The 22,480-nt window shown below is 65.3% G+C and carries 19 protein-coding genes and 1 pseudogene; 7 read left to right on the forward strand and 13 right to left on the reverse strand.

Features of this window, described 5'->3' with window-relative positions; all coding sequences use genetic code 11:
• Positions 1-13: 13 nt before the first annotated feature.
• From P3H15_RS33005 to P3H15_RS33015, 3 genes are read right to left on the reverse strand one after another with little or no spacing between them, the layout of a single operon-like run.
• Positions 14-1,174: an iron-containing alcohol dehydrogenase gene (locus P3H15_RS33005; protein ID WP_276141085.1), complete on the reverse strand. Its 1,161-nt coding sequence runs from the start codon at positions 1,172-1,174 to the stop codon at positions 14-16.
• A 14-nt stretch (positions 1,175-1,188) separates the two neighbouring features.
• On the reverse strand, positions 1,189-2,013 hold the full coding sequence (locus P3H15_RS33010; protein ID WP_276141086.1) for an enoyl-CoA hydratase: 825 nt from the start codon (positions 2,011-2,013) through the stop codon (positions 1,189-1,191).
• A gap of 41 nt (positions 2,014-2,054) precedes the next feature.
• Positions 2,055-4,142 (reverse strand): acetate--CoA ligase family protein, encoded by a 2,088-nt coding sequence (locus P3H15_RS33015; protein ID WP_276141087.1) that lies wholly within the window; start codon positions 4,140-4,142, stop codon positions 2,055-2,057.
• Positions 4,143-4,421: 279 nt separating this feature from the next.
• On the opposite strand from P3H15_RS33015, the gene P3H15_RS33020 reads away from it, so the two are divergent.
• Positions 4,422-5,048 (forward strand): TetR/AcrR family transcriptional regulator, encoded by a 627-nt coding sequence (locus P3H15_RS33020; protein ID WP_276141088.1) that lies wholly within the window; start codon positions 4,422-4,424, stop codon positions 5,046-5,048.
• A 13-nt stretch (positions 5,049-5,061) separates the two neighbouring features.
• Here the strand turns inward: P3H15_RS33020 and P3H15_RS33025 are convergent, their stop codons facing one another.
• The 3 genes from P3H15_RS33025 to P3H15_RS33035 all read right to left on the reverse strand — a co-directional run bounded on the left by P3H15_RS33025 (position 5,062) and on the right by P3H15_RS33035 (position 8,251).
• Positions 5,062-5,667 (reverse strand): CoA pyrophosphatase, encoded by a 606-nt coding sequence (locus tag P3H15_RS33025; RefSeq protein ID WP_276141089.1) that lies wholly within the window; start codon positions 5,665-5,667, stop codon positions 5,062-5,064.
• Positions 5,668-5,754: 87 nt separating this feature from the next.
• Positions 5,755-6,720, reverse strand: coding sequence for a zinc-binding dehydrogenase (locus tag P3H15_RS33030; RefSeq protein WP_276141090.1), 966 nt, complete (start codon positions 6,718-6,720; stop codon positions 5,755-5,757).
• Between the two features lie 91 nt (positions 6,721-6,811).
• Complete coding sequence (locus P3H15_RS33035; protein WP_276141091.1) at positions 6,812-8,251, reverse strand: amino acid permease; 1,440 nt, start codon at positions 8,249-8,251, stop codon at positions 6,812-6,814.
• A gap of 150 nt (positions 8,252-8,401) precedes the next feature.
• On the opposite strand from P3H15_RS33035, the gene P3H15_RS33040 reads away from it, so the two are divergent.
• Complete coding sequence (locus P3H15_RS33040) at positions 8,402-9,298, forward strand: LysR family transcriptional regulator (RefSeq protein ID WP_276141092.1); 897 nt, start codon at positions 8,402-8,404, stop codon at positions 9,296-9,298.
• Positions 9,299-9,326: 28 nt separating this feature from the next.
• Here the strand turns inward: P3H15_RS33040 and P3H15_RS33045 are convergent, their stop codons facing one another.
• Complete coding sequence (locus P3H15_RS33045) at positions 9,327-10,883, reverse strand: cytosine permease (RefSeq protein ID WP_276141093.1); 1,557 nt, start codon at positions 10,881-10,883, stop codon at positions 9,327-9,329.
• A 392-nt stretch (positions 10,884-11,275) separates the two neighbouring features.
• Between P3H15_RS33045 and P3H15_RS33050 the strand changes: the two genes are divergently transcribed.
• From P3H15_RS33050 to P3H15_RS55840, 4 genes and pseudogenes are all read left to right on the forward strand, one after another.
• Positions 11,276-12,676: an aldehyde dehydrogenase family protein gene (locus P3H15_RS33050; protein ID WP_276141136.1), complete on the forward strand. Its 1,401-nt coding sequence runs from the start codon at positions 11,276-11,278 to the stop codon at positions 12,674-12,676.
• Between the two features lie 85 nt (positions 12,677-12,761).
• Entirely contained in the window at positions 12,762-13,865 is a 1,104-nt protein-coding gene (locus P3H15_RS33055; protein WP_276141094.1) for a Zn-dependent alcohol dehydrogenase, read from the forward strand.
• 52 nt (positions 13,866-13,917) lie between these two features.
• Positions 13,918-14,985, forward strand: a complete 1,068-nt coding sequence (locus tag P3H15_RS33060) for a LacI family DNA-binding transcriptional regulator (protein ID WP_276141095.1) — start codon at positions 13,918-13,920, stop codon at positions 14,983-14,985.
• A gap of 94 nt (positions 14,986-15,079) precedes the next feature.
• Positions 15,080-15,307: pseudogene (locus P3H15_RS55840) on the forward strand (NAD(P)/FAD-dependent oxidoreductase); the annotation flags it as partial.
• A 495-nt stretch (positions 15,308-15,802) separates the two neighbouring features.
• Here P3H15_RS55840 and P3H15_RS33070 read toward each other — a convergent pair.
• The 4 genes from P3H15_RS33070 to P3H15_RS33085 form a co-directional block, all read right to left on the reverse strand.
• Complete coding sequence (locus P3H15_RS33070; protein ID WP_276141097.1) at positions 15,803-17,185, reverse strand: MFS transporter; 1,383 nt, start codon at positions 17,183-17,185, stop codon at positions 15,803-15,805.
• 418 nt (positions 17,186-17,603) lie between these two features.
• Positions 17,604-18,383, reverse strand: coding sequence for an enoyl-CoA hydratase-related protein (locus P3H15_RS33075; protein ID WP_276141098.1), 780 nt, complete (start codon positions 18,381-18,383; stop codon positions 17,604-17,606).
• The gene (locus P3H15_RS33080; protein WP_276141137.1) at positions 18,383-19,090 is read right to left on the reverse strand and encodes a nitroreductase; all 708 of its coding nucleotides are present in this window, start codon (positions 19,088-19,090) and stop codon (positions 18,383-18,385) included. Before P3H15_RS33080 ends, P3H15_RS33075 begins: the two co-directional genes overlap by 1 nt.
• A 147-nt stretch (positions 19,091-19,237) precedes the next feature.
• Positions 19,238-20,206, reverse strand: coding sequence for an NADPH:quinone oxidoreductase family protein (locus P3H15_RS33085; protein WP_276141099.1), 969 nt, complete (start codon positions 20,204-20,206; stop codon positions 19,238-19,240).
• A 138-nt stretch (positions 20,207-20,344) separates the two neighbouring features.
• Here P3H15_RS33085 and P3H15_RS33090 point away from each other — a divergent pair, with 138 nt between their 5' ends.
• Complete coding sequence (locus P3H15_RS33090) at positions 20,345-20,956, forward strand: TetR family transcriptional regulator (protein WP_276141100.1); 612 nt, start codon at positions 20,345-20,347, stop codon at positions 20,954-20,956.
• 101 nt (positions 20,957-21,057) lie between these two features.
• Here the strand turns inward: P3H15_RS33090 and P3H15_RS33095 are convergent, their stop codons facing one another.
• Together P3H15_RS33095 and P3H15_RS33100 are read right to left on the reverse strand one after the other, a co-directional pair.
• Positions 21,058-21,378, reverse strand: a complete 321-nt coding sequence (locus P3H15_RS33095; RefSeq protein ID WP_276141138.1) for a histone-like nucleoid-structuring protein Lsr2 — start codon at positions 21,376-21,378, stop codon at positions 21,058-21,060.
• A 52-nt stretch (positions 21,379-21,430) separates the two neighbouring features.
• Positions 21,431-22,354, reverse strand: a complete 924-nt coding sequence (locus P3H15_RS33100; RefSeq protein WP_276141101.1) for a LysR family transcriptional regulator — start codon at positions 22,352-22,354, stop codon at positions 21,431-21,433.
• Positions 22,355-22,480 lie beyond the last annotated feature (126 nt).

Consider the following 22,480-nt stretch of genomic DNA (forward strand, 5'->3'; position numbering starts at 1 on the left):
CTTCTGTGGTGGTTCAGCCGTAGATCTGGGCGTAGAGGTCGCGGATTTCGGCGTCGGTCGGGACGAGCGGGTTGTTGTTCGGTGAACCCGACGCCAGGGCCTGGGCGGCCATGAGCGGGATCAACTCGTCCCACCGGGTCTTGTCGATGCCGTAGGCCTTGGGGGTGGGCACCGCCACGTCCCGGCACAGTTCGGCCAGCGCGTCGACGAGGTTGTCCGCGGCGGCGGCGTCGGAATCGGTGGCGGTGGCGACGCCGAGGGCGCGGGCGCAGTCGGCGTACCGGGACGGCGCGGCCCGCACCGAGAACGCGGTGACCGCGGGGAAGAGCATGGCGTTCGACAGTCCGTGTGCGACGTGGAAGTGCGCGCCGATCGGCCGGCTCATCCCGTGCACCAGGGCGACGGAGGAGTTGGAGAACGCGATGCCCGCCTGGGTGGCGGCGAGCATCATCTGCTCACGGGCCTGCGTGTCGGTGCCGTCGGTGTAGGCGCGGCGCAGGACCCGGCCGATCGTGGCGATCGCAGTCAGGGCGAGGCTGTCGGCAAACGGGTTCGCCTTCCTGCTGACATACGCCTCGATCGCGTGGGTCAGGGCGTCGACGCCGGTGTCGGCGGTCAGCCGCGGCGGCATCGACACGGTCAGCTCGTAGTCGATGACGGCGGCGATCGGCAGGAACGCCAGGCCCGGGCAGAGCATCTTCTCATCCGAGGCACTGTCGGTGATGACCGTGAACTGGGTGGCCTCCGAACCGCTTCCGGCGGTGGTCGGCACGGCGATCACCGGCAGGGCGGGACCGGTGTTGGTGCGGGGTGCCTTGTAGTCGCGCATCCGCCCGCCCTGGCGGCCGAGGATGCCGAGGGCCTTGGCGGTGTCCATCGGGCTGCCGCCGCCGAACCCGATGACCGAGTCGCAGTCGTGCTCGGTGATCGCGGCGACGCCGGCGTCGAGGGAGTCGGTGGTCGGGTCGGGGACGGTGCCGTCGAACAGGCGCGGCGACAGACCGGCGGATTCGAGGGTCTTGATCATCTGCTCGGCGGCGCCGGTGGAGACGAGGAAGGCGTCGGTGACCACCAGCGGGCGGGTGAGGCCGAGACTCGAGACGACCTCGCCGATCTCGGCGACGGCGCCGCCGCCGATCCGCATGATCCGCGGGAGTGCAATGGGTGCAGCCATAATCGAGTCTCCTGTCAGCGGTGGTTGAAGGACGGCTTGCGCTTGTCGAGGAAGGCGGCCATGCCCTCGGCCTGGCCGTCGGTGGCGAACGCGGCGTGGAACAGGCGCCGCTCGAAGCGCAGGCCCTCTGCCAGCGGGGTCTCGAACGCGGAGTTCACGGCCTCCTTCGCCATCAGCACCGACGGCCGGGAGAATCCAGCGATCTTCTGCGCGATGGCGAGTGCCTCGGCGATGAGGTCGTCGGCGGGGACGATGCGGGCGACGAGGCCGATCTTCTCCGCTTCCTCGGCGTCGATGGTGCGTCCGGTCAACACCATGTCCATGGCCTTGGACTTGCCGACGGCGCGGGTCAGGCGCTGGGTTCCGCCCGCGCCGGGAAGGATGCCGATGGTGATCTCCGGCTGGCCGAACTTGGCGGTGTCCGCGGCGATGATCATGTCGCAGCTCATCGCGAGCTCCGCTCCGCCGCCGAGGGCGTAGCCGGCGACCGCGGCGATGATCGGCTTACGGGTGGTGGAGGCGCGTTCCCAGCTGGCGGTGATGAAGTCCTCGAGGTAGACGTCCGTGAACGACTTGGGCTGCATCTCCTTGATGTCGGCGCCGGCGGCGAAGGCCTTCGCGCTGCCGGTCAGGACGACGGCACCGATGCTGTCGTCGGCCTCGGTGGCATCGAGGGCGGCGGTCAGCTCCTCGGTGAGGTCGTTGCACAGGGCGTTGAGGGCCTTCGGGCGGTTGAGGGTGATCAGGGCAACCGGGCCACGGCGTTCGACCAGGAGGTAGGCGTAGTCGGTCTCGCTGTGGGTGGGCAGCGCGGTGATGTTCTCGGCGATATCGGTCATCGATCTATTTCTCCTTGTGGGATTTTCAGGTCTGCTGGGGTTCAGTGAGCGGAGTCGAGGATGATGCGGGCGTCGAGTGCGATGGCCCGGGTGGGGGTGACCGCGATGGGGTTGCACTCGATTTCGCCGATCTCCGGGTGCTGCGCCGCGTAGGTCGAGAGGGTGGCCACCAGTTGGGCTGCGGCATCGACGTCGACGGGCGCCTTGCCACGGAAACCGGTCAGTAGGGCCGCACCGCGCAGCGAGAGCAGCAGCTCGCGGGCCTGGTCGGCGGTGATCGGGCCCAGGGCGCAGCGGGTGTCTTTGAGCAGTTCGGTGTACACGCCGCCGATGCCGACGAGGACGATCGGACCGAACGTCGGATCGCGGCGCACGCCGATGATCAGTTCGACCGCGCCGGAAAGGTCTGCCATCTCCTCGATGGAGCAGACCGGTGGGGCCAGCCGAGCCTGGACGTCGTCCCAGGCCTCGATCAGGGCGGTGTGGTCGGCGATGTTCAAGATGACGCCACCGTTGTCGGACTTGTGTTCGTCGCCGAGGGCTTTGAGGACGAGGGGGAACTGCAGGTCGGCAACCGCTGCTTCCAACTCCCGGGTGGTGGAGACCTCGGCGGCGGGAACGAACGGGACGCCGGCGGCGGTCAGGGCGCGACGGGCCGGCCAGTATCCGGTCTCGGTCAGCGGGGCGGCGGGGTCGGGCAGGGCGGGAAGGGGATGCGATCCGGCCAGGGCCCGACGGGCCAGTCGGCTCAGCGCCCAGCTGGCGTGTTCGACGTTGCGGTAGACAGCAATTCCACTGTCCCGCAACGCCTGTGCTGGCTTGGAGTCGGCGAACATCGTCTGGGCGATGAAGCTGGCGCCGGACTCGGCGACGAGGGCGCCGATGTCGTAGCCGGCCTGGATCTCGCCGGGCACGACGGCGGGGTCGTAGTCGCCGTACCCGCCGAAGAATCCGGTCATCAGGACGGCGTCGGTCTCGGGGCTGGCGATCAGGCGCTCCGCGACGCGGGCGAAGCAGGTGATGTCCTGCTCGCCGCCGCCGGCGAGGTCGATCGGGTTCGATGTTGCCGCGGTCGGCGGCAGCTCGCCGGCGATTCGGGCGGACAACTCGTTCGAGAACTCCTCGACCTGCAGGCCGGCTTCTTCGAGGCTGTCACTGGCCAGCGAGGCGTGACCGCCGCCGTCGGCGAGGACCGAGACCCGTGCACCGGCCGGAGGATTGGTGCGGACGAGGGCTTGGAGCAGGTTGGCCATCTCGAACGGGCTCGAAACCAGTTCGGTGCCGGTGGCCTCGCACACGGCTTCGAGGACGACGTTCGAGGTCACCAGGGAACCGGTGTGCGAGGCCGCGCCGCGGGTGGAGGCGGCACCGCGGCCGACCGACAGCAGCACGACGGGCTTGCCGGCGTCCGCGGCGCGGGCGGCTGCGCGGGCGAACTTGCGGCCGTCCTTGAAGCCCTCGCAGTACACCGCGATCGCCTCGGTGCCCTCGTGGTCGACGCAGCTGTCGATCAGGTCGGCGACGTCGAGGTCGGCGCAGTTGCCCAGGCTCGCGAAGCGGGCGACGCCGAGTCCCTGTTCGGAGAAGTGCTCCGCCAGATCGATCGCGACGTTGCCGCTCTGGGAGATGATCGACACCGAGCCGGGGCGGAATTCGTTGACCGTCGCGTCGAGTCCGCTGGTGTTGTCGAGCACGCCCAGGCAGTTCGGGCCGAGCATCGGGATCCCGGCCTCCTGCAGCCGGGAGACCAGGGCATTCTGCCGCGCCAGTCCTTCTTCGCCGGATTCGCCGAGACCGGCGGTGATGGCAACGATCGCCTTGACGTTCGCGGCGATGGCGTCGTCGACGGCCTCGTCGAACCCGGCGGCCGGAACCGCGATGACGGCGAGATCGACCGGACCGTCGAGGGAGGTCAGGCTGGGCACCGCCGGGTGATCCAGGATCGTCGTCCGTGTCTTGTTGATCAGGTGGGCCGGCCGCCGATCGGCGTCCCGCAGAGCTCGCACCGCGAGCCAGTTGCCGTACTTGGCGGGATCGTTGCTCGCGCCGACGATCGCGATCGAGGACGGGGCGAACAGGGCGGTGAGGTCCCGGCGGGTAGCGGGCGGTGCGAGGGCAAGTGAGGTCATCGAAGGATCTCCGTCTTCGGAAGCGGGGTGCTCGGTGGTCGGCAGCTGTGAAACCGCAGGTTCGGGAAACCGCGGATAAGAATGTGTGGTGCAAAGCACAATAATATGGAATTATTTCGACGTCAATACGGAATGTTCCCGACCCCGTGAACGCACCGAACAGGTCCGTGAAGTGCTCGTTTCACGGGCAGTTCGCGCGCACTGCGCCGATCGCTACGATCGAGAGACGACCTGCGCGTTCGGGGAACGCGAGGGACCTGCAGGTGGAGGTTGGGACGGATGGTTGTGGCGGATGCATCGCAAGTAGTGGGTGAGGATCCCCTCGTCGCCGAGAGTCGGCGACGGATTCTCGATGCCACGGAACGACTGATAGCGGTGCACGGCATCGAGAAGGTGCGCCTGCGCGACATCGCCCGTGAGGCAGGTGTGTCGATCGGAAAGATTCAGCACTACTTCGACAGCCGTGACGCGGTCATCGAGGAGATGCTCAGCGCGGCGAGCCTGCGGCGAGTCTCGGACTGGGCGACGTTCGCCTCCGACATCGACGACCCGGCCACGAAGATGGTCTCGCTGCTCGAACACGCGATCACCGACCGCGAGCGGTGCACGGTCTGGCTGGCGACGACGTCGGTGGCGAGTCGGAACGAGCAGTTCATCCCTGACGTGGCCCGAATCTACGATGCATGGCGCGCCAAACTGTCCGAGGTCGTCGAGTCCGGCCGCAGCGAAGGCATGTTCCGACCTGTCGCGCCCGTCGACGAGATCGTCGACAGCATCATCAGCGTGATCGACGGGTTGATGACCGCCGTCGCAATCGATCTGAGCGGCTACACCCACGAACGCAATACCCGGATGCTCCGACGCATCGCGGAATCGCTGCTCGGCACGACCTTGGATCAGGAGTGACCGAACCACATGCTCACTGCCAGGCGAACACCGGCTGCCCGACGTGCGCGACGCGCGTATGCCGCCGGCGCAACACCACTTCTCGGAACTGGTAGAGAATCGCCGCGGTGGGTGCGTGAATATCGAGGTCCCGGAATGGCCATTGCAGAATCGGTGATTCGACCCGTGGATCGGTGACGAAACGGGGATCTGTGTCCACCTCGTCCATGGTGACCGTGTGTACGCGGGCGACTTCCGACGCGTTCGGATGCAGGGTGCCGGTGAAGTCGCCGATCCACACGACGAACGGCGTGATGACGTAACCGGATTTCGTGGCGAAGTCGTCGAGTTCGCCGAGGATCTGCTGGGGATGAACGTGAAGTCCGAGTTCTTCCTTCACTTCTCGCAGGGCGGCCTCCGCGGCTGTTTCGTTCGGGTCGATACGCCCACCGGGAAAGGCGAACTGGCCGGGATGCGCACGCAGGCTCGATGAGCGCTCGGTCAGCCAGATGGCGGGTTTCCCGTCCTCGATCAGGACCGCGATACAGACCGCGGCGGCGCGGCGACCGTCGAGGGGCAGTTTGATGGCACGGAATTGCCTCAGCGCCCTGGACAGTTCGAACCGGTTGATCGTCGACATTCTGCCCCCTTCTGGGACTTCTCATCCATCTCGGACGGGTTGGGCGGAGGTGGCCCGAAGCCGCCTCCGCCCAACGGTTTACCTCACTCAGGGCACCAACACGATCTTTCCCTGCACGTCGCCGGCTGCGAGCTTCTTGAGCCCGGACTCGGCGTCGGCCAGTGGCAGGACCGAGTCGATCTGTGGTCGTACGCCAGTGGTGTCGAGTAGCGCGAGGAGCTGCTCGAGTTCGTCACGGGTGCCCATCGTCGAGCCCAGGACCTGCAGTTGCAGGAAGAAGACCCGGTTCAGGTCGGACGCAGGGTTCGGTCCGGAGGTCGCGCCGCAGGTCACGATCGCTCCCCCGGGCCTCAGGGATTTGAGCGAGTGCGCCCAGGTGGCCTGACCGACGTTGTCGATGACCGCGTCGACCCGCTCAGGGAGGCGTGCCCCCGATTCGAAGACCTGGTCGGCGCCGAGTGCGAGCGCGGCCTCGCGCTTGGCTTCGCTGCGTCCGGTGACCCACACCCGCAGGCCGGCGGCCTTGCCCAGGGCGATCGATGCCGTCGACACGCCGCCCCCGGCGCCCTGGATAAGCACGGTCGATCCCGGTGCGAGGTTCGCCTTGACGAACAGCATGCGGTAGGCGGTCAGCCAGGCGGTGGGTAGGCATGCGGCCTGCTCGAAGGTCAGGGACGCCGGCTTGGCGACGAGGTTGCGGCCCGGAACCAGAACCTTTTCCGCCAGGGTTCCGTCGTAGACCTCCGAGAGCAGGGAACGCTTCGGGTCGAGGGTGTCGTCACCGGTCCACCCGGGTGACGTGATCACCGAGTGCACGACGACTTCGTTGCCGTCCTCGTCGATTCCGGCCGCGTCGCCGCCGAGGATCATCGGTAGCTGCTCGGCGCGGATGCCGACGCCGCGGAGGGTCCACAGGTCGTGGTGGTTCAGAGCCGCCGCCTTGACGGTGACCGTGGTCCAGCCGTCGCGGGGCTGTGGGTCGGGTCGATTTCCGACGACGAGCCCCGAGACGGGATCGTCCGAGGAGATGGTGTCGGCATACGCGGCAAGCATGGTGGAGCCTTTCCTGTATTCGGTCGAGGTGATCGTCAACGACGCCGGTACCCCGGCGAGGGTCGCGGGGTACCGGCTGGTCGTCGAGGAATCAGACCTTTTCGGGGTTTCGTGTTTCCGAGATCGCGGATTCGTTCGGGTCGATGCCTGAATCGAGCGTGAGCCCTGACCGTGATCGTGCACGGACCGTCTTGACGCCGAAGGCGACGAGAATGACCGCCCATACGGCCAGCCCCTGCAGCAGTGAGATCCGGGAGGTGCTGTCCCACATCATACTTCCCAGGATCAGGACGATGACGGCGGTCACGCAGATCGACAGGTACGGGAACAACCACATCTTGAATTCGAGCTTCCCGCCGTGGGCGAGCTCATTGCGCTTGCGGAGGATGATCTGCGAGATGCAGATCATCAAGTAGACGAACAGGATCATCGCCCCGGACGCGTTGATCAGGAACAAGAACACCGTGTCGGGGAAGAAGTAGGCCACGGCGATGCAGCCGTAGGCGATCACGGTGCAGGAGAGCACGCCCCAGACCGGAACACCGCGCTTGTTCACCGCGGTCATCCACTTCGGGCATTCACCGTTGGAACCGAGGGTGAAGAGCATCCGCGACGTGGAGTACAGACCGATGTTCAGGCACGACAGGACGGCGATGAGGATGACGACGTTGAGGATGTCGGCCACCCCCGGGATGTCGAGTACCTGCAGCACGAGCAGGAACGGCGACTCCCCGGTGGGAATGCTGTCCCACGGAACGATCGTGACGATGATGAGCGAGGACGTGACGAAGAAGAACAGGACACGATAGATCACGGCGTTGACGGCACGCTTGATCGCAAGCCCCGGTTCCTTGGACTCTGCGGCGGCGACCGTCACCACCTCGGCACCGACCATGGAGAAGATGACGACAACGACGCCGGCGAGCATCGGGAATGCGCCGTTGGGGGCGATTCCCCCGTGCGAGGTCAGGTTCGAGAAGTCGATGCTCGAATTCGGCCAGAGACCGAAGATGAACAACCCACCCACGGCGACGGACGCGACGACGGCGGCGATCTTGATCCCGGCGAACCAGTATTCGAACTTGCCGAAGTTCCCCACCGAAACCAGATTGACCAGGGTCAGAGCGAGCAGTAGCGCCACTGACAGCACCCAGGCCGGCACGCCGTGTATCCATCGTTGCAGCAGCTGCGCACCGACAACGGCCTCGAATCCGACGACGACCATTTGGTAGTACCAGTACAGCCAGGCGGTGGAGAAGCCGGCCCAGTTGCCCATGGCGTCGCGAGCGTAGTCGGTAAACGATCCCGTCCGGGGATTGGCGACGGCCATCTCGCCGAGCATCCGCATCACCAGCAAGATCAGCACACCGGTGAGCGCGTAGGTGACGATCGAGGCCGGACCGACCTCGCTGATGATGGCACCCGAGCCGATGAACAGACCCGCCCCCATGGTTCCACCCAACGCAATCATCGTCAGGTGCTTCTGCTTCAACGGAGTGTGCAACCCTCCGTGGGTATCGATGTCTTGCACGTGATTCTCCTCGTTGCGGGGATGTGGAAGCTGACCCGGGCCAGGCGCTCGTCCTCTGTGTGAAGCAAGTCTCACTGCGCAGAATGCAGATCACAACAGCCAACTGGGCACATGCCTGTGCAAATGTGCACAGGCATGGTTAGGTGAAGCATGATCGATGCCGACGACCTCCGCTATTTCCTGGAAGTGGCGCGGACCGGCCGCCTCGTGGCTGCAGGAAAGGGCCTGGGCGTCAACCACACCACGGTCGGGCGCCGCATCACGGCACTCGAACGCGCGTTGGGGAATCGACTTTTCGACAGAGTGCCGACCGGCTGGGTCCTCACCGACGCCGGACACGAACTCGTCGTGCATGCGGAGTCGATCGAGTCCGCCCTGCTGGCCGCCATGGAAGGAGCCGCCTCAGGCGGCGGGCGACTGTCCGGAACCGTGCGGATCGCGACTCCCGACGGCTTCGGGGCGTTCGTGCTTGCTCCCAATTTGAAGACTCTGTATTCGCAGCACCCCGATCTCGATATCGAAATCGTCACCGCTACAAGACACGACGTACTCGCCGCCCGTGAGTTCGACGTCGCGGTCACCCTCGAGAGACCCTCTCCGCGCGCGGTGGATATCAGCGAGCTCGCCGACTACCGGCTCGGTCTCTACGCCAGCGCGGACTATCTCGACACACATCCCCGAATTTCGCATGTCCTCGACCTGCACGAGCATGCGTTGATCGGCTACGTCGACTCCCTGCTCGACGTCCCGGCTTTGCGCATCCTCGACGAGGTTCTTCCCGGGCACCGCACACGGATCCAGACCAACAACATCACCGGGCAATGGACCGCGACGGCCGCCGGCCTCGGGGTCTCGGCACTCCCCCTCTACATCGGGGATCCGGATCCTCGCCTCGTCCGGATCCTCGAAGAGGAGGTGACGGTGCTGCGGAAGTATTGGCTGATCGTGCCGCGCGAACTGCAACGGCTCGCACGGGTACGCGCCGCGATCGCCGCGCTCCGGTCGCTCGCCGCCGTTCACGAGGGATTGGTCACCCGCACGGGGTGACACCGCCGAGGGACAGGCGTCGTGCGATCTAGGACAGTTCGTGCTCCGGCTCAGGCCGAGACAAGTCGTGATCGATCTCGTATTCGACCCCCTCTGTGAGCTCGGAGACGACCAAAGTCCCGTCGACACCCAACTCGTCGATGCCGTCGTCGAGTCGTGCGATCCTCGTCCGCTCGCCGACCAGGTCCAGATTGCGGCAGACCAGCAGGTAGAAAACGGACGCGACGACGAGGCCGGGGAGCATCGCGATGTCCGCGCCGTCGAGCATCCCGGCGATCGGGCCCGTCCACCACACGGTGACGAAGAAGGGGGTCATCGCGATGAAGCCGACGAAGTATGCCGAGATCCCTCGCCAATCCCAGCGCCCGTACATACCGCGTGGGTTGAAGATTTCCCTGATCGAGTACACGCCCTTGCGGACGAAGTAGTAGTCGACGAGGTTCACTGCGGTCCACGGCGTGAACAGATACAGCATGATCGCCAGGAAGCTGCCGAATTCGGTCATGAAGTCGTCATTGGCATTGGCGGCGATGAACACGGCGATCACGCCGGCGGAGACCAGTGCGAAGAACCGTTTGAGCAGCGTCGCCTTGATCGGCTTCACGGAGTCGATCGCGCTGAGAATCGTCAACGACGAGCCGTAGAAATTCTGGGCCGCGCTGGTGATCAGCCCGATCACCGCGAGGACGGTGATGAGGACGCCGAACCCGTTGAAGACCCGGTTACCGGCCTCGACGAGGGCCTGGGCCACGTTGAGGGTGGGGAACATGGATGCTGCCGCGGCACCGATCAGCATCATCCATCCGCCGCCGATCGTCGCGCCGAGGTAGGTCCACCAGAAGGTGGCACGCGTGTTCACCGTGGCCGGCAGGTAGCGCGAGTAGTCGGAGACGTAGATCGCCCAGCTCAGCTGGTACGCGGCGGCGGTGAAGAACTGCGCCAGGAAAGGCGTCGCCGAGAATCCCTCGAAGCTCAGCTGCCCCTCGGGGAAGGAGTCGAAGAACAGTACGTGCACGGTGAAGACGAGCATCGCGGCGATGAGGACGAACGACAGGTACCGCTGCAGTTTGTGGAACCACGAGTAGCCCAGAAACGCCATCACCATGGCGAGGAGGGTGAAGCCGAGTTCGGTGGCGGTCGGATCGAACCCGAGGGTGTCGTGGAACGTCTGGCCGGCCAGAATCTGGTTGAAGGCGTTGTAGCCGATGTACGTCGCGAGGGCGACGACGAACACCAGGAGGGCGCCGACGTACCCGAACTGCGGCCGGGACTGGATCAGCTGCGGCAGTCCCATGTGCGGACCCTGTGCGGAGTGCGCGGCCATGAAGAGGGTGCCGAAGAGGCAGCCGCCGATGATCGCGATCGAGGCCCACAGCAGGTTGGTGCCGAGGCTGACGCCGATGACACCGACCGCCAGTGTCGTCAGGTGGGCGTCGCCGCAGAACCACACCGGCCACAGGTGCCATGCCTTGCCGTGACGTTCTGACGTGGGTACATAATCAATCGATCGGCGTTCGATTCTGCTGGGCCTCCGCGACTGGGGGCTGGACGCATTGTTGCCGGACAAACTGTCTGTAGCTGACACAGGAACTCTCCGGGGGAATTTTGGGACTGTGGGTCCGTGGTCGGACGGCCGTCACGCGGATCGCGGTGGCCGAGACGCTTCGGTAGTTGAGAAGTGTGATCGCGCGCACAGCACCTGTCAAGTGAGCCAACACTTTCGGTGCTCGACGGCCGCCTTCCGTGCCGATTTGGCGAAAAAACCCGCCGAACTGTTGTGACGAAACGTTTCGGCATTTAGTGTTGCAACTCACAAGCAGTCATCCCACCCCAGTCTGCGTCGTAAATGCCTGCAGGAAAAGGCTTTTGCGCACACTTACTGCGCAGAACCCCGCCGCCCGTCCTGAATGTGGCAGCGAGCGAGCGAGAGCGACCCCCCTACAGGGAGTCGAAATATACTGCGCGAGAAAGGAAATGATGGTTACCTTCGACACGATTTTCATTGACGGAGAGTGGGTCCCGCCCCGCGGAACCGACTCGGTCGATGTCATCGATCCCGCGACCGGCGACATCGCCGGACGCGTCCCGAGCTGCAACGAGCAGGATGTCGACTCCGCTGTCGCGGCAGCTAGACGCACATTTCCATCGTGGTCGACCACCACTGCATCCGTCCGCATCGAGATACTGCGGCGGCTGATCGAACTCCTTCGAAAGAACTCCGAAGAGCTTGCCCACCTGGTATCGATCGAGATGGGCGCACCGCACGAGTTTGCCCTGGCCGAGCATGTGGGCACCCCCATCGCGATGATCGAGAGCTTCGTCCACGCGCTGGCCGCCGAGCGGCCGGAAGAGCGTATCGGCAACTCGCTGATCGTCCGAGAGCCGATCGGTGTGGTTGCTGCGATCACGCCGTGGAACTATCCGCTGTATCAGCTTGTCGCCAAGGCGATCCCGGCGGTAGCGGCCGGATGCACGGTGGTGGTGAAGCCGTCGGAGCTGGCACCGTTGTCCACTTTCCGCTTCACGGAGCTCGTCGCGGAAGCAGGCCTGCCGGCCGGAGTCTTCAACCTGGTCCCCGGTCGGGGCGTCGTCGTCGGTGAGGCACTGTCCACTCACGTCGACGTGGACATGGTGTCCTTCACCGGATCTACCGGGGCGGGACGACGTGTGGCCGCGTCCGCCGCGCACACCATCAAGCGTGTCGCTCTCGAGCTGGGAGGAAAGTCCGCGAGCGTCATCCTCCCCGGCGCGGACCTGAGCGAAGCGGTTCCGTACTCGGTGGAGTACTGCATGGCCAATGCGGGGCAGTCCTGCAGCGCATGGACCCGCCTCATCGTGCCCCGCGCGGTCGCCGCCGAGGTGGAGACCATCGCGGCCGTCGCCGCCACCGCGATCGAGGGCACGCTCGGACCGGCAGCCTCCCGAGGGCAGTACCACCAGGTTCAGGATTACATTCGTATCGGTGTCGAGGAGGGCGCACGCCTGGTCACGGGCGGTCCCGGTAACCCCGACGGCGGTGACGACGGCAATTACAACCGAGTCACCGTATTCGCCGACGTCACCCCCGACATGCGCATCGCGCAGGAAGAGATCTTCGGACCCGTGCTGGTGATCCAGGCGTACGACACCATCGACGAGGCCGCCGACATCGCGAACGGCACCCCCTACGGGCTGCACGGCGCAGTCTGGGCAAAAACAGACGAAGAGGCGCTCGCATTCGCCCGACGACTACGCACCGGCCAGGTGGACGTCAACGGCGGAGACTTCAACGTCGACGCACCCTTCGGCGGCTACAAGCAGTCCGGGGTCGGTCGTGAACTCGGCCGAATCGGTCTCGAGGAGTTCTACGAAACCAAGTCCATCCAGCTCCCCGGCTAACCGACAACAGTCCGATCAGGAACCGATGTTTCGGCTGCACAAATCCCGCAGCTCGAGAACGTCCACGCCAGAAAAGGAACAATCCGTGAAGATTACAGCTGCCGTCTTCGAAGAAGCGGGCAAGGAACTCGTCGTCCAGGAACTCGAGCTCGACGATCCGAAAGATGGCGAGGTGCTCGTTCGCCTGGCCGCCAGCGGCGTGTGCCACAGTGATTACCACGTCGTCAAGGGCGAGTGGGGTTCCCCGTCTCCGCTGGTCCTCGGCCACGAGGGTGCCGGGGTGGTCGAAGCGGTCGGCCCCGGCGTCACCACCGTCGAGGTCGGAGACCACGTCGTGCTCTCCTGGGTGCCGTACTGCGGTCACTGCAAGTACTGCAACACCGGTCGCCCCGCACTCTGCCCGCAGGTGCAGGAGAGCGCCTACCAGAGCGTCATGCTCGATGGCACCACTCGCCTCACCCGCGACGGTGAACCCGTCTACAGCTACTGCGCAACCGGGTCGTTCGCCGACCGGGTCGTGGTTCCCGAAACCGGCGCCATCCCGATCCGCAAGGACGCGCCGCTGGAGAAGGTCGCCCTGATCGGCTGCGCGGTTGCCACCGGCGTCGGCGCGGTCATCAACACGGCCAAGGTCCAGGCCGGCGACACCGTCCTGGTGATCGGCTGCGGAGGCGTCGGCCTGTCCGTGGTCATGGGCGCCGCCCTGGTCTCGGCGGGCAAGATCATCGCCGTCGACATCAACGACGACTCCCTGGCGCGCGCACAGTCTCTCGGTGCGACCACCACGATCAACTCCGCGAAGACGGACCTCGCCGGCGCTCTGCACGACCTGGTCGGACCGGACGGTGTGGACTGGGCGTTCGAGGCCATCGGACTCAAGCGCACCATCGAGACGGCGTTCCAGTCGATCCGTCCCGGCGGCACCGCGGTGATCGTCGGACAGGCAGCCGACGGGGTCACCGTCGAGATCGATCCCCTGGTGATGTCCGACCGGGAAAAGTCGATGATCGGAAGCAGCTACGGCACCTGCCACCCGGCAGTGGACTTCCCACGCCTGGTCGATCTGTTCATGGAAGGCAAACTCGACCTCGACGTCCTGATCGCCCGCACCGGCACCATTCACGACATCAACAAGGCGTTCGCCGCGATGGGCAACGGTGAAGCCGCGCGCACCGTGATCGCGTATTGACCGGCATTCCGGCCGGCGATCAGCGGATGAAGTCCTGACTAGGATGCACAGCATGGGCGGCGACGCGGAGCTCTACCGAGAACGGTTCGCGACGATAGTCGCGGCACGTCGCGGGACGCGTCGCCGCCCAGGCGTGAAAGATGTGGCCACGATAGCGGAGGTGGGTGTCGGGACGGCATCCGATGCGCTCAACGGCAAAGGGCGGATGAATCCGGCCACCCGGGATCGTGTCCGGCAGGTCGCGGACGCGATCGGCTACTACCCCAGCGCACTGGCAAGGTCGTTGCAGAGCAACAGAAGTGGGATCATCGGACTGTCGATCCGCCCCTTTGGTGGAGCGCCGTCGCAGTATCTGGCGGTCAGCTACTACGCCAGGTTCCTCAATGCGGCGACCGTGACCGCGCTCGAGCACGGCTACGCGCTCGTCGTCATGCCCCCGTCCCTGCCCACGCTGCTGCGCAATATTGCGATCGACGGAGTCATCGTCGCGGACCCACCGCCCGGCGATCCTCTGATCACCGAACTCAAGGCACGCGGTATCGCGTACGTGTCCGACCTCGGGGAGGTCGACGATCCGGACGCCCTCTGCGTCGGAAATGATCAGGCGCAGGCCCTGATCGGCGTCTGTAACCATTTCAAGGATCAGGGTGCAGCGACCGTGGGAATGCTGGTATCGGACAGCGACGAGGACTACACGGCGCGCAGCCTTGCCGGATTTCTGCAGTGGGCGGAGGAGAACGGGCAGGTGCCCCGCATCGAACGTGCAAGCATTCTCGATCCCGAATCCACCATGTCGGCCGCCCGGCGACTCTTCGATGGAGCGAACCGACCCGACGCCGTGTACACCACCGAGGCACCTGCCGGCGGATACCTCCTGAAGGCGGCGCGAGAACAGAATCTGCGTGCTCCGGACGACGTTCTGATTGCATACTGCGCCGAGCACGCCACCGAGCCGAGCCTGTCCGATCTCACCATGCTCAGTTTGCACGCGGAACAGGTCGCCGAAGAAGCCGTCGACTTGCTGGCGGCCACCCTGTCCGGCCAGGACCCCGCACCGCGACACAGAGTTGTGGGCACCACCTTGCACGTTCGCGCATCCTCGCGCCGCCGTTCCGCATAGTGCCATTTCGCCCGTACCGACTCTTCGTCCCCCGCACACAGTTGTCGTCCGGGGTCCGGATTCGGCAGCCTGCACGGCGCAAAATCACTGCGCCGTGCTGGCGTCGACCTCACTGCTGGTCCACCTCGGTGCGACAGTCGTCGACCTCGACGAACACAGCATTACGGTCCAGAATGCCGAGGGTGACCGCTACGCGATTCCCTCGTCCTGCAAGATCTGGTCGGCGGGCGTTACCGCGAGCAGCCTCGGAGCGCAGCTCGCCGAACAGACTGGCGCCGCGGTCGACCGAGCCGGACGTGTGCTCGTCGAGGATGACCTCACCCTGCCCGACGGGCCGAACGTCTACATCGTCAGCGACATGATGTCGCACCGCGGAGCACCCGGGTTGCCCAACTCGCGATACGAAGCGGTCGCCACGATCCGCCCGGTGGAACTCTCAACCATCCTCGCGTGGGTGTGCTGTGGTCGCCGTACACATCGTCTATGTGGTCGGATTCCGGAGCAGGGTTTCGACTCTGATGTCCTGGCCATGGAGCATTCTCGGCACCGGACGAGGCCAACTCGCCACGATGGATCAGCAGGCCAAAGCCCACGATGTCCTCGCCAAGAACTGAGTACCGGAGGCTACCAATGTTGTGATCGATCAACTGGCTCGCCATCGCAACTTACGTGTCGAGGCGCGAGGATTTGGGCGGCATGGACGTGACTTGACCCCGATCGTCCCGCCATCCGGAGAATTGCGGTGTTGCCACACCCACTCGCCCGAGTGTCGGTTGCCCCAAGGACAACCGACACCGGCGTGTGCATCAGCTCTGGCTCAGCGCTGGTTGCTCCGGGCCTCGGAGTGGCGTTTCGCGTCGCGGCGAATCAACCCGAACAGGCAGATAAGGGCGATCACGGCGAGAACCACGATCATCAATCCGACTCGCCAGATGTTGTCCACTTGACCGTTGACCAGGGCGACCATGGCCATGGGCGACATGCCGCCGAGGATCGCCGCAGTCTGGTATCCCAGCGACGCCCCGGAGTAGCGGGTTTCCGGGGGAAACAGCTCGGCGAACAGTGCAGCCTGCGGTCCGGTCTGGATCGACATTATGGCGCAGGACACGACCACCGCGATGCCGAGGCGGGCGGGGGTCTCGGGGGTGGCCGAGCCGATCAGAGTCCACATCGGAACGGCCCAGATACCCATTCCGGCGATTCCGATGCCGTAGATAAGTTTGCGGCCGAATCGATCCGACAGGTATGCGGTCGTCGGCACGATGGGAATCATCACCAGTGCTGCGAGGAGGATCCACAGCAGTACGTCCGAACGGGCCATTCCCAGTGTGGTGGTGGCGACCTGCACGCTTCCGGTCATCGTGATGTAGAACATCGCGATACCGACGAGGTAGGTGCCACCGGCCATCAGCAGTGTGCCGCCATTGTGGCGAACGACTTCCAGGATCGGTGACCGCCGTTTGGCAGTCGCGGTCGCCAGTTTGGCCTGCGCTTGCTGGAAGTCCGGCGTCTCTTCGAGGTATCGGTGAATTGCGAACCCGACGGCCAGCATCAGCAGGCTGCCCCAGAATGGCACGCGCCATCCCCACGACATGAACGCATCCGGTGCGAGCGCCCATGTCATGGCCAGAAAGACTCCGTTGCCCAGGACCATCCCGATCGGAATTCCGAGCTGCGCGAAACTGCCGAAGAATCCGCGCCGGTGAGGCGGGGCGTACTCGGTGACGATGAGCACGGCTCCGCCCCACTGTCCGCCGACAGCGAGACCCTGCAACAGACGCAAGCACACCAGTATGGCCGGCGCCAGCCACACGATGGAGGTGGTGGGTACGAATCCGACCAGAGTGGTCGACAGTCCCATCAGCAGGATCGACAGGACCAGGATCGGTTTCCTGCCGTACTTGTCACCGAAGTGACCTGCCACGATTCCGCCGATCGGTCTCGCGACGAATCCGAGTGCGACGGTGGCGAACGAACTCATCGCCGCGACTACTTCGCTGTCGGTGGCGAAGAATGTCTTGTTGAACACCAGCGCCGCGGCTGTCGCGTAGATATAGAAGTCGTACCACTCGAGCGACGTGGACAGTGTTGCGGCGAATGCGGCTTTCCGGACAGCACGGGGACCGCCGGCATCCGACGATACTCCGCCGATCTCGGGAGTGAGCGCGGGCGCTCCTCCCGCTGCGACGTTAACGTTCATACCTTTACCTCCGTAGCGAACAACTGAATCACAGTTGACTGTGCCGATACCCCATGGGACTGCCCGAAGGTCAATGCCGGAGACAGACCGCTACGAGGGGTGGATACCCATCAGGGTGCGCAGCTCTGCAGGTTGGTAAGCACCATTGACCCGAGACACATTCCGCGTCGAGAATGACCCATGCCGTATCGGGCGTGACCTACGTTACATCCTCAATGTTCGGCACGTCAATCCCAAATCAGCTGCCCCCCATAATTTTTGACGGCATTGCGTCGCACACACCACAGCCGTCGATGTGGACGCAGCCGGACCGAGCGTCGGTGACCGAATCGAACGCATCGGCGATGCGGAATTCGATCCCAACGTATTGCCCTGTTCGGTGCCAGATTTCGAATACAGGCGTGATCATGTGTAGCGCTCAGTTGCCCCGCCATCGGGCACGTCGTTTCTCGCGAAAAGCGAGGAGCCCTTCATGAAAGTCGTTGGAAGTACGCACTTTTTCCTCCGCTTCCGAGCTGTGAGCCCAACCTCGATCGTCGTCGCGACGCACCACGGCATCGACCGCGCGCAGGGTGGCCTGGACTGCTGCCGGGGCGTTGGCGGCGATCTGTTCGGCGGTAGCTATCGCAGACTGCTCCGCGGTCCCATCGTCGACGATGTCGTTGACGAATCCGCAGCTGTGGGCTCTGTCCGCGGTGAGCGGTTGACCGGTGAGGAGCATCTGTTTCGCGATGTTCAGCGGCAGTCGTTGATGGGCGCGGAAGAGGGCGCCGGCGTTGGCGACCACGCCGTGGGTCACCTCGGGCAGGCCGAACCGTGCCGAGCGACCGGCAACGATGATGTCCGAGGCGAGTGCCAGTTCGAGGCCACCGCCGTAGGCGAATCCTTCGACGGCCGCGACGAGAGGTTTGGTTCGAAATCGGCCGACGACGCCATATCTGCCGCCCCGAGTGGTGAGCTCTCCGGGTCCGTCGATCAGGTCCGTCCCGGCACAGAAGTTCTGCCGGCCACCGCTGAGGACGCCGCACCAGATTTCTGGGTTGTCGTCCAACTCGTTGAATGCGGCATCGAGTGCCGCGGTCATGGCGGCGTCGATGGCGTTGCGTTTGGAAGGGCGATGGAGGCGGATGAGCAGCACTCGACCGCACCGCTCGGTGATCACCCGCACGGGCTCAGCCCCGTCGACGTGTTCGGACATCAGTTGTCGATCCAGTCGACGACGTCATCGATGGGAGCGCGGGTGGTCCGGTAGCTGTTCGAGAGGTGCTCGACGCGGGGAAATCCGAAGGAGATTCCGCACACGATGGTGCGGTCCTGATCGAGGCCGAGCTCGCTCCGCAGCACGCTCGGGTACATCGCCAGCGCCGCCTGGGCCACGGTCCCGACCCCGTGCGCGGCGGCGGCGGTGAGGAAGTTGGCCACGTAGCCGCCGCAGTCCACGGCGCCGTAAGGCCCCAGTGCCTCGTCGGAGTGGATGATCGCGACGTGGGGTGCTCCGAAGAACTTGAAGTTTTCCAACACCTGCTCGTGTTGGCGCGCGCGATCTCCGCGTTCGATTCCCAGGGCGTTGTAGAGCTGGAAGCCGCTTTCACGACGACGATCGAGGTGAACGCCGCGGTATTCGCGAGGGAAAGCGATGTCGGTGTCCTCGGTGACACCGGCCGAGGCTGTCGTATACAGCGCATTGCGGAGGCGTTCGGTTCCTGCACCGCGGGTGATGGCCACCTGCCACGACTGGCTGTTGCACCACGACGCCGTCAGCTGGGCGGTCTGCAGGATCCGCCGAATGGTGTCCTCGGGGACCGGCTCCGGCGTGAACGCGCGGTAACTGGCCCTGACCGCGAGAAGGTGTTCGAGCGTGTTTGCCGCATCCGCCGGAATCTGTGCAGATCGACGTTCCGCCATGACGTCTCGGGTTTCGGTGCTGACCACGATAGGCCTTTCTGTCGGGCCGTGTCGACGACACGGGCGTCCGGGTTGTTCGCTGACAGAGGTCAGGTGGCACCGCAGAGGCGGCACACGCACGGCTCGCGACGCGGCGCCACCAGACGATCAGCGCAGACTCAGGGAGATCTTGCCCGTCGCCGCACGCTCACTGAGCAACTGCAGAGCAGCGGCGGCGTTGTCCAGCTCGTAGAGCGTGGGCTCGGGGACCGTAAGGGCACCGGAGGTCAGGAGCGGCGACAACTCCTCCCACTGCCGGGCGAGGTATCCGGGATCTTCGCGAATGAATTCGCCCCACCCGACGCCGACAACGGAGATGTTTTCGAGCAGGAGCCGGTTCACCTTGACCGTGGGGATGCTTCCCCCGGTGAAGCCGAGAACGAGGGCACGACCACCCGCAGCCAGGCTACGAAGGCTGTCGGTGAACCGATCCCCACCGACCGGATCGACAACGATGTCCACCCCCCTGCCGCCGGTAAGATCGAGCACACGATCTTTGAACCCGTCGACCAGAACGGTGTGCGTGGCGCCGTTGCCCTTGGCCACAGCGGCCTTCTCGTCACTGCTGACGACGGCGATCGTCTCGAGTCCCACGGCGGCCGCGAGGTGGAGTGCGGCGGTGCCCACTCCCCCGGCCGCCCCGTGCACGAGGACGATCTCACCTCGACGGGCACGGGCGCGTTCGACCAGCGCGAAGTGGACCGTCAGGTGGTTCATGACGAACCCCGACGCCGCAGTGAGCGACACCGTGTCCGGCAGGGGAAATGCATAGCCGACCGGCACCGCCACCGTCTGCTGCCATGAACCCGACAGCGCGAGCACCGCGACACGCTGTCCCTCCGTCAGACCACTGCCGCGCGGGGCGGACCGAACAATGCCGGCGCCCTCGACCCCGAGAACGCAGGGCAGCTCCTGGACCATCTGATAGCTGCCAGTCGTCTGTAACAGGTCGGGGAAAGAGACTCCGGCCGCGTGCAGGTCCACCACGACCAGATCGTCGGCGGGATCTAGATCCGACAGCTCTGCCACACGAAGTCCGGACGGCCCGATTGATTCGACCAGCTGTACTGCTTTCATCACTTCTCCGAGTCGAAAGTAGGGGTGAGATAACCAGGCGAGTGACCGCTTGGACACCGAGTCTGGGCCACTAAATGCCTTCCTGGCACTGAGTGGCAGGTTAGCACCAAGTGGCATCAAGTGGCTAGGATGCAATACATGAGTCCCAGTGCTTCCGAGCCGTTACAGCAGCGCATGAAGGACCGGATGCGGTCGGAGGTCGCCGAGACCACAATCGGACTGTTCCTCGACAAGGGCTTCGACGAGACCACCGTCGACGAGATTTGCGATGCCGCCGGGATCTCCCGCAGGACCTTCTTCCGCTACTTCCGCAGCAAGGAGGATGTCGTCGTATCACGGCTGAGCAAGCTTGCCGAGGAGGGTTGCCACTGCTTCGTCGCCTGCCCCATCGATGAAAACCGGTGGACAGCGCTGCGACTGAGCATGACCCCGTTCGAAGAGTGGGCACACGCCAACCCGGCCCGAGCCCTCGCGCTCTACCACCTGGTCGAAGAAGCCCCCTCGCTGCGCGCGAGCTATCTCGACCGCGTCGACCGGTGGCGAGCAAGCCTTGCCACAGTCATCAGCACCAAGTTCGACCTGGATCCCCGAACCGACCTCGATGTCGCCGTAATCGCCGCGGCGAGCGTGGGAGCGTACCTGGCCGCGACCCGGGCGTGGGCCCAGTCAGACGGAACCGACTCCCTACCAAGCCTGTTCGATCGAGCCTTCAACGCACTTCGACCGGAGGCCCCACCACTCTGGGACTGATCTTCACGCACACAACCCCAACCCAGAGCAGCCGCACGCCGCACTCCCCGCTCGACCGAGATGGCTTGCAGCACAACCTAACACGACGACCTGGGGTGATCTCACCGGCGTCGCCGGAGCCCGACGGCGACATCATCGGCACTCCGACGGCCGGACCACCACCCTGCACGAAACGACCACCTCACCGCCGTCGAGTACCGCGGTGTGGCCCGCTCGCACGCCCAAGCCCGGACCGTCTTCGTCTCCCCCACCCGCCGCCGTGCGGGCGACCGGGGTGGCCGACCGGTCCGAGCGGTGTTCGCGGCCCCGACTCGGGGGGAGTAGACGATGTAGCACTCGAACGTCTCGCGGAGTTCTTTCGCGCGCTCGTCCCTCTGGTCGATCACGTACTCGACGCCGTCGACGGCGTAGCACTCTTTCAGCCTGCACCGTGGCGGAAGGTTCCGACGATACCGTCTTTCTCTGACAGGCGAACTACGATTCGATACCGCTACCGGCGTTCAGCGTGGACGTGGCCTCACGCAGCAACCCGGTGACCGCTGCCACCAGATTGTCGGCGATCTTCCCTCGGGGATAACTCCGGAGAACGATCCGACGGGTACCGAGCCCGGGCACGTCGATGACATCGACCCCCTCACGCAGCATCCCCCGAAGCGCGAGCGATGGCAGCACCGTCATCCCCTCCCCGGCGGCCACCAACGCCAGCGCGGTCTGCGTGCCGAAGTAGCGGTGCACAATCTGCTTGTTGCTCCCGGAGATCCGTCGCAGTCTCCGTGCCGGGTACGCGGTTGCCGCTTCCGGCTCACCCAGCCACGGCAGCGGGGTGTGTTCGAGGTCGGTGATGTCGGTGATCAGCGTTCCCGCCGGAACCACCAGTTTCCAGGGCTCATCGAGAAGGGGAACCTCGGCGATCCCGGCCGGTGGGGCGGTCTCGGCTGCTCCGGCATCGAGTTCGACGATCGCAGCATCGAACTCGCCGTCCTTGAGCGAACGCAGATGCGGGTCCAGTTCGGTCTCCACCAGCTCGAACACCACCCCGGGCAGCTCGCGGCGCCACTGCGGGAGGGCGGGGGCGATCACGACCGACAGAAAACTCTGGAAACCCGCGATGCGCATCCGGCCGTGCAACTCCGCCGGGCCCTGCTGGAGCCGGGACCGCACCCCGGCCAGGGTTCGCTCGACCTCTTGCCCGGCTTCGGCGAGCAACGTTCCCTCCGCGGTCAACACCGAGCCCTGCGAGGTCCGCGTCATCAACACCTGCCCGGTTTCGCGTTCGAGACGCGCGATCTGCTGCGACACCGCCGAGGGGGTCATGTGCAGCTGATCCGCGGCCGCCAAGATCCCACCCGCCCGCGCCACAGCCAACAGGTAACGCAACCGTCGCGGATCGATCTCCATTCACACATGCTAAACCCCGGGTACAGATTCTTTCACTTGTCCTGAACACCTGAGTCGTCTCATACTTCGGTACGAAACATCCGTCAGAGGGAGGAACCCGTGGCCGCGGCGCAGCCAGCAATCCGT

The organism is Rhodococcus sp. T2V, from assembly GCF_029269925.1.
Lineage (GTDB): Bacteria > Actinomycetota > Actinomycetes > Mycobacteriales > Mycobacteriaceae > Rhodococcus_F > Rhodococcus_F koreensis.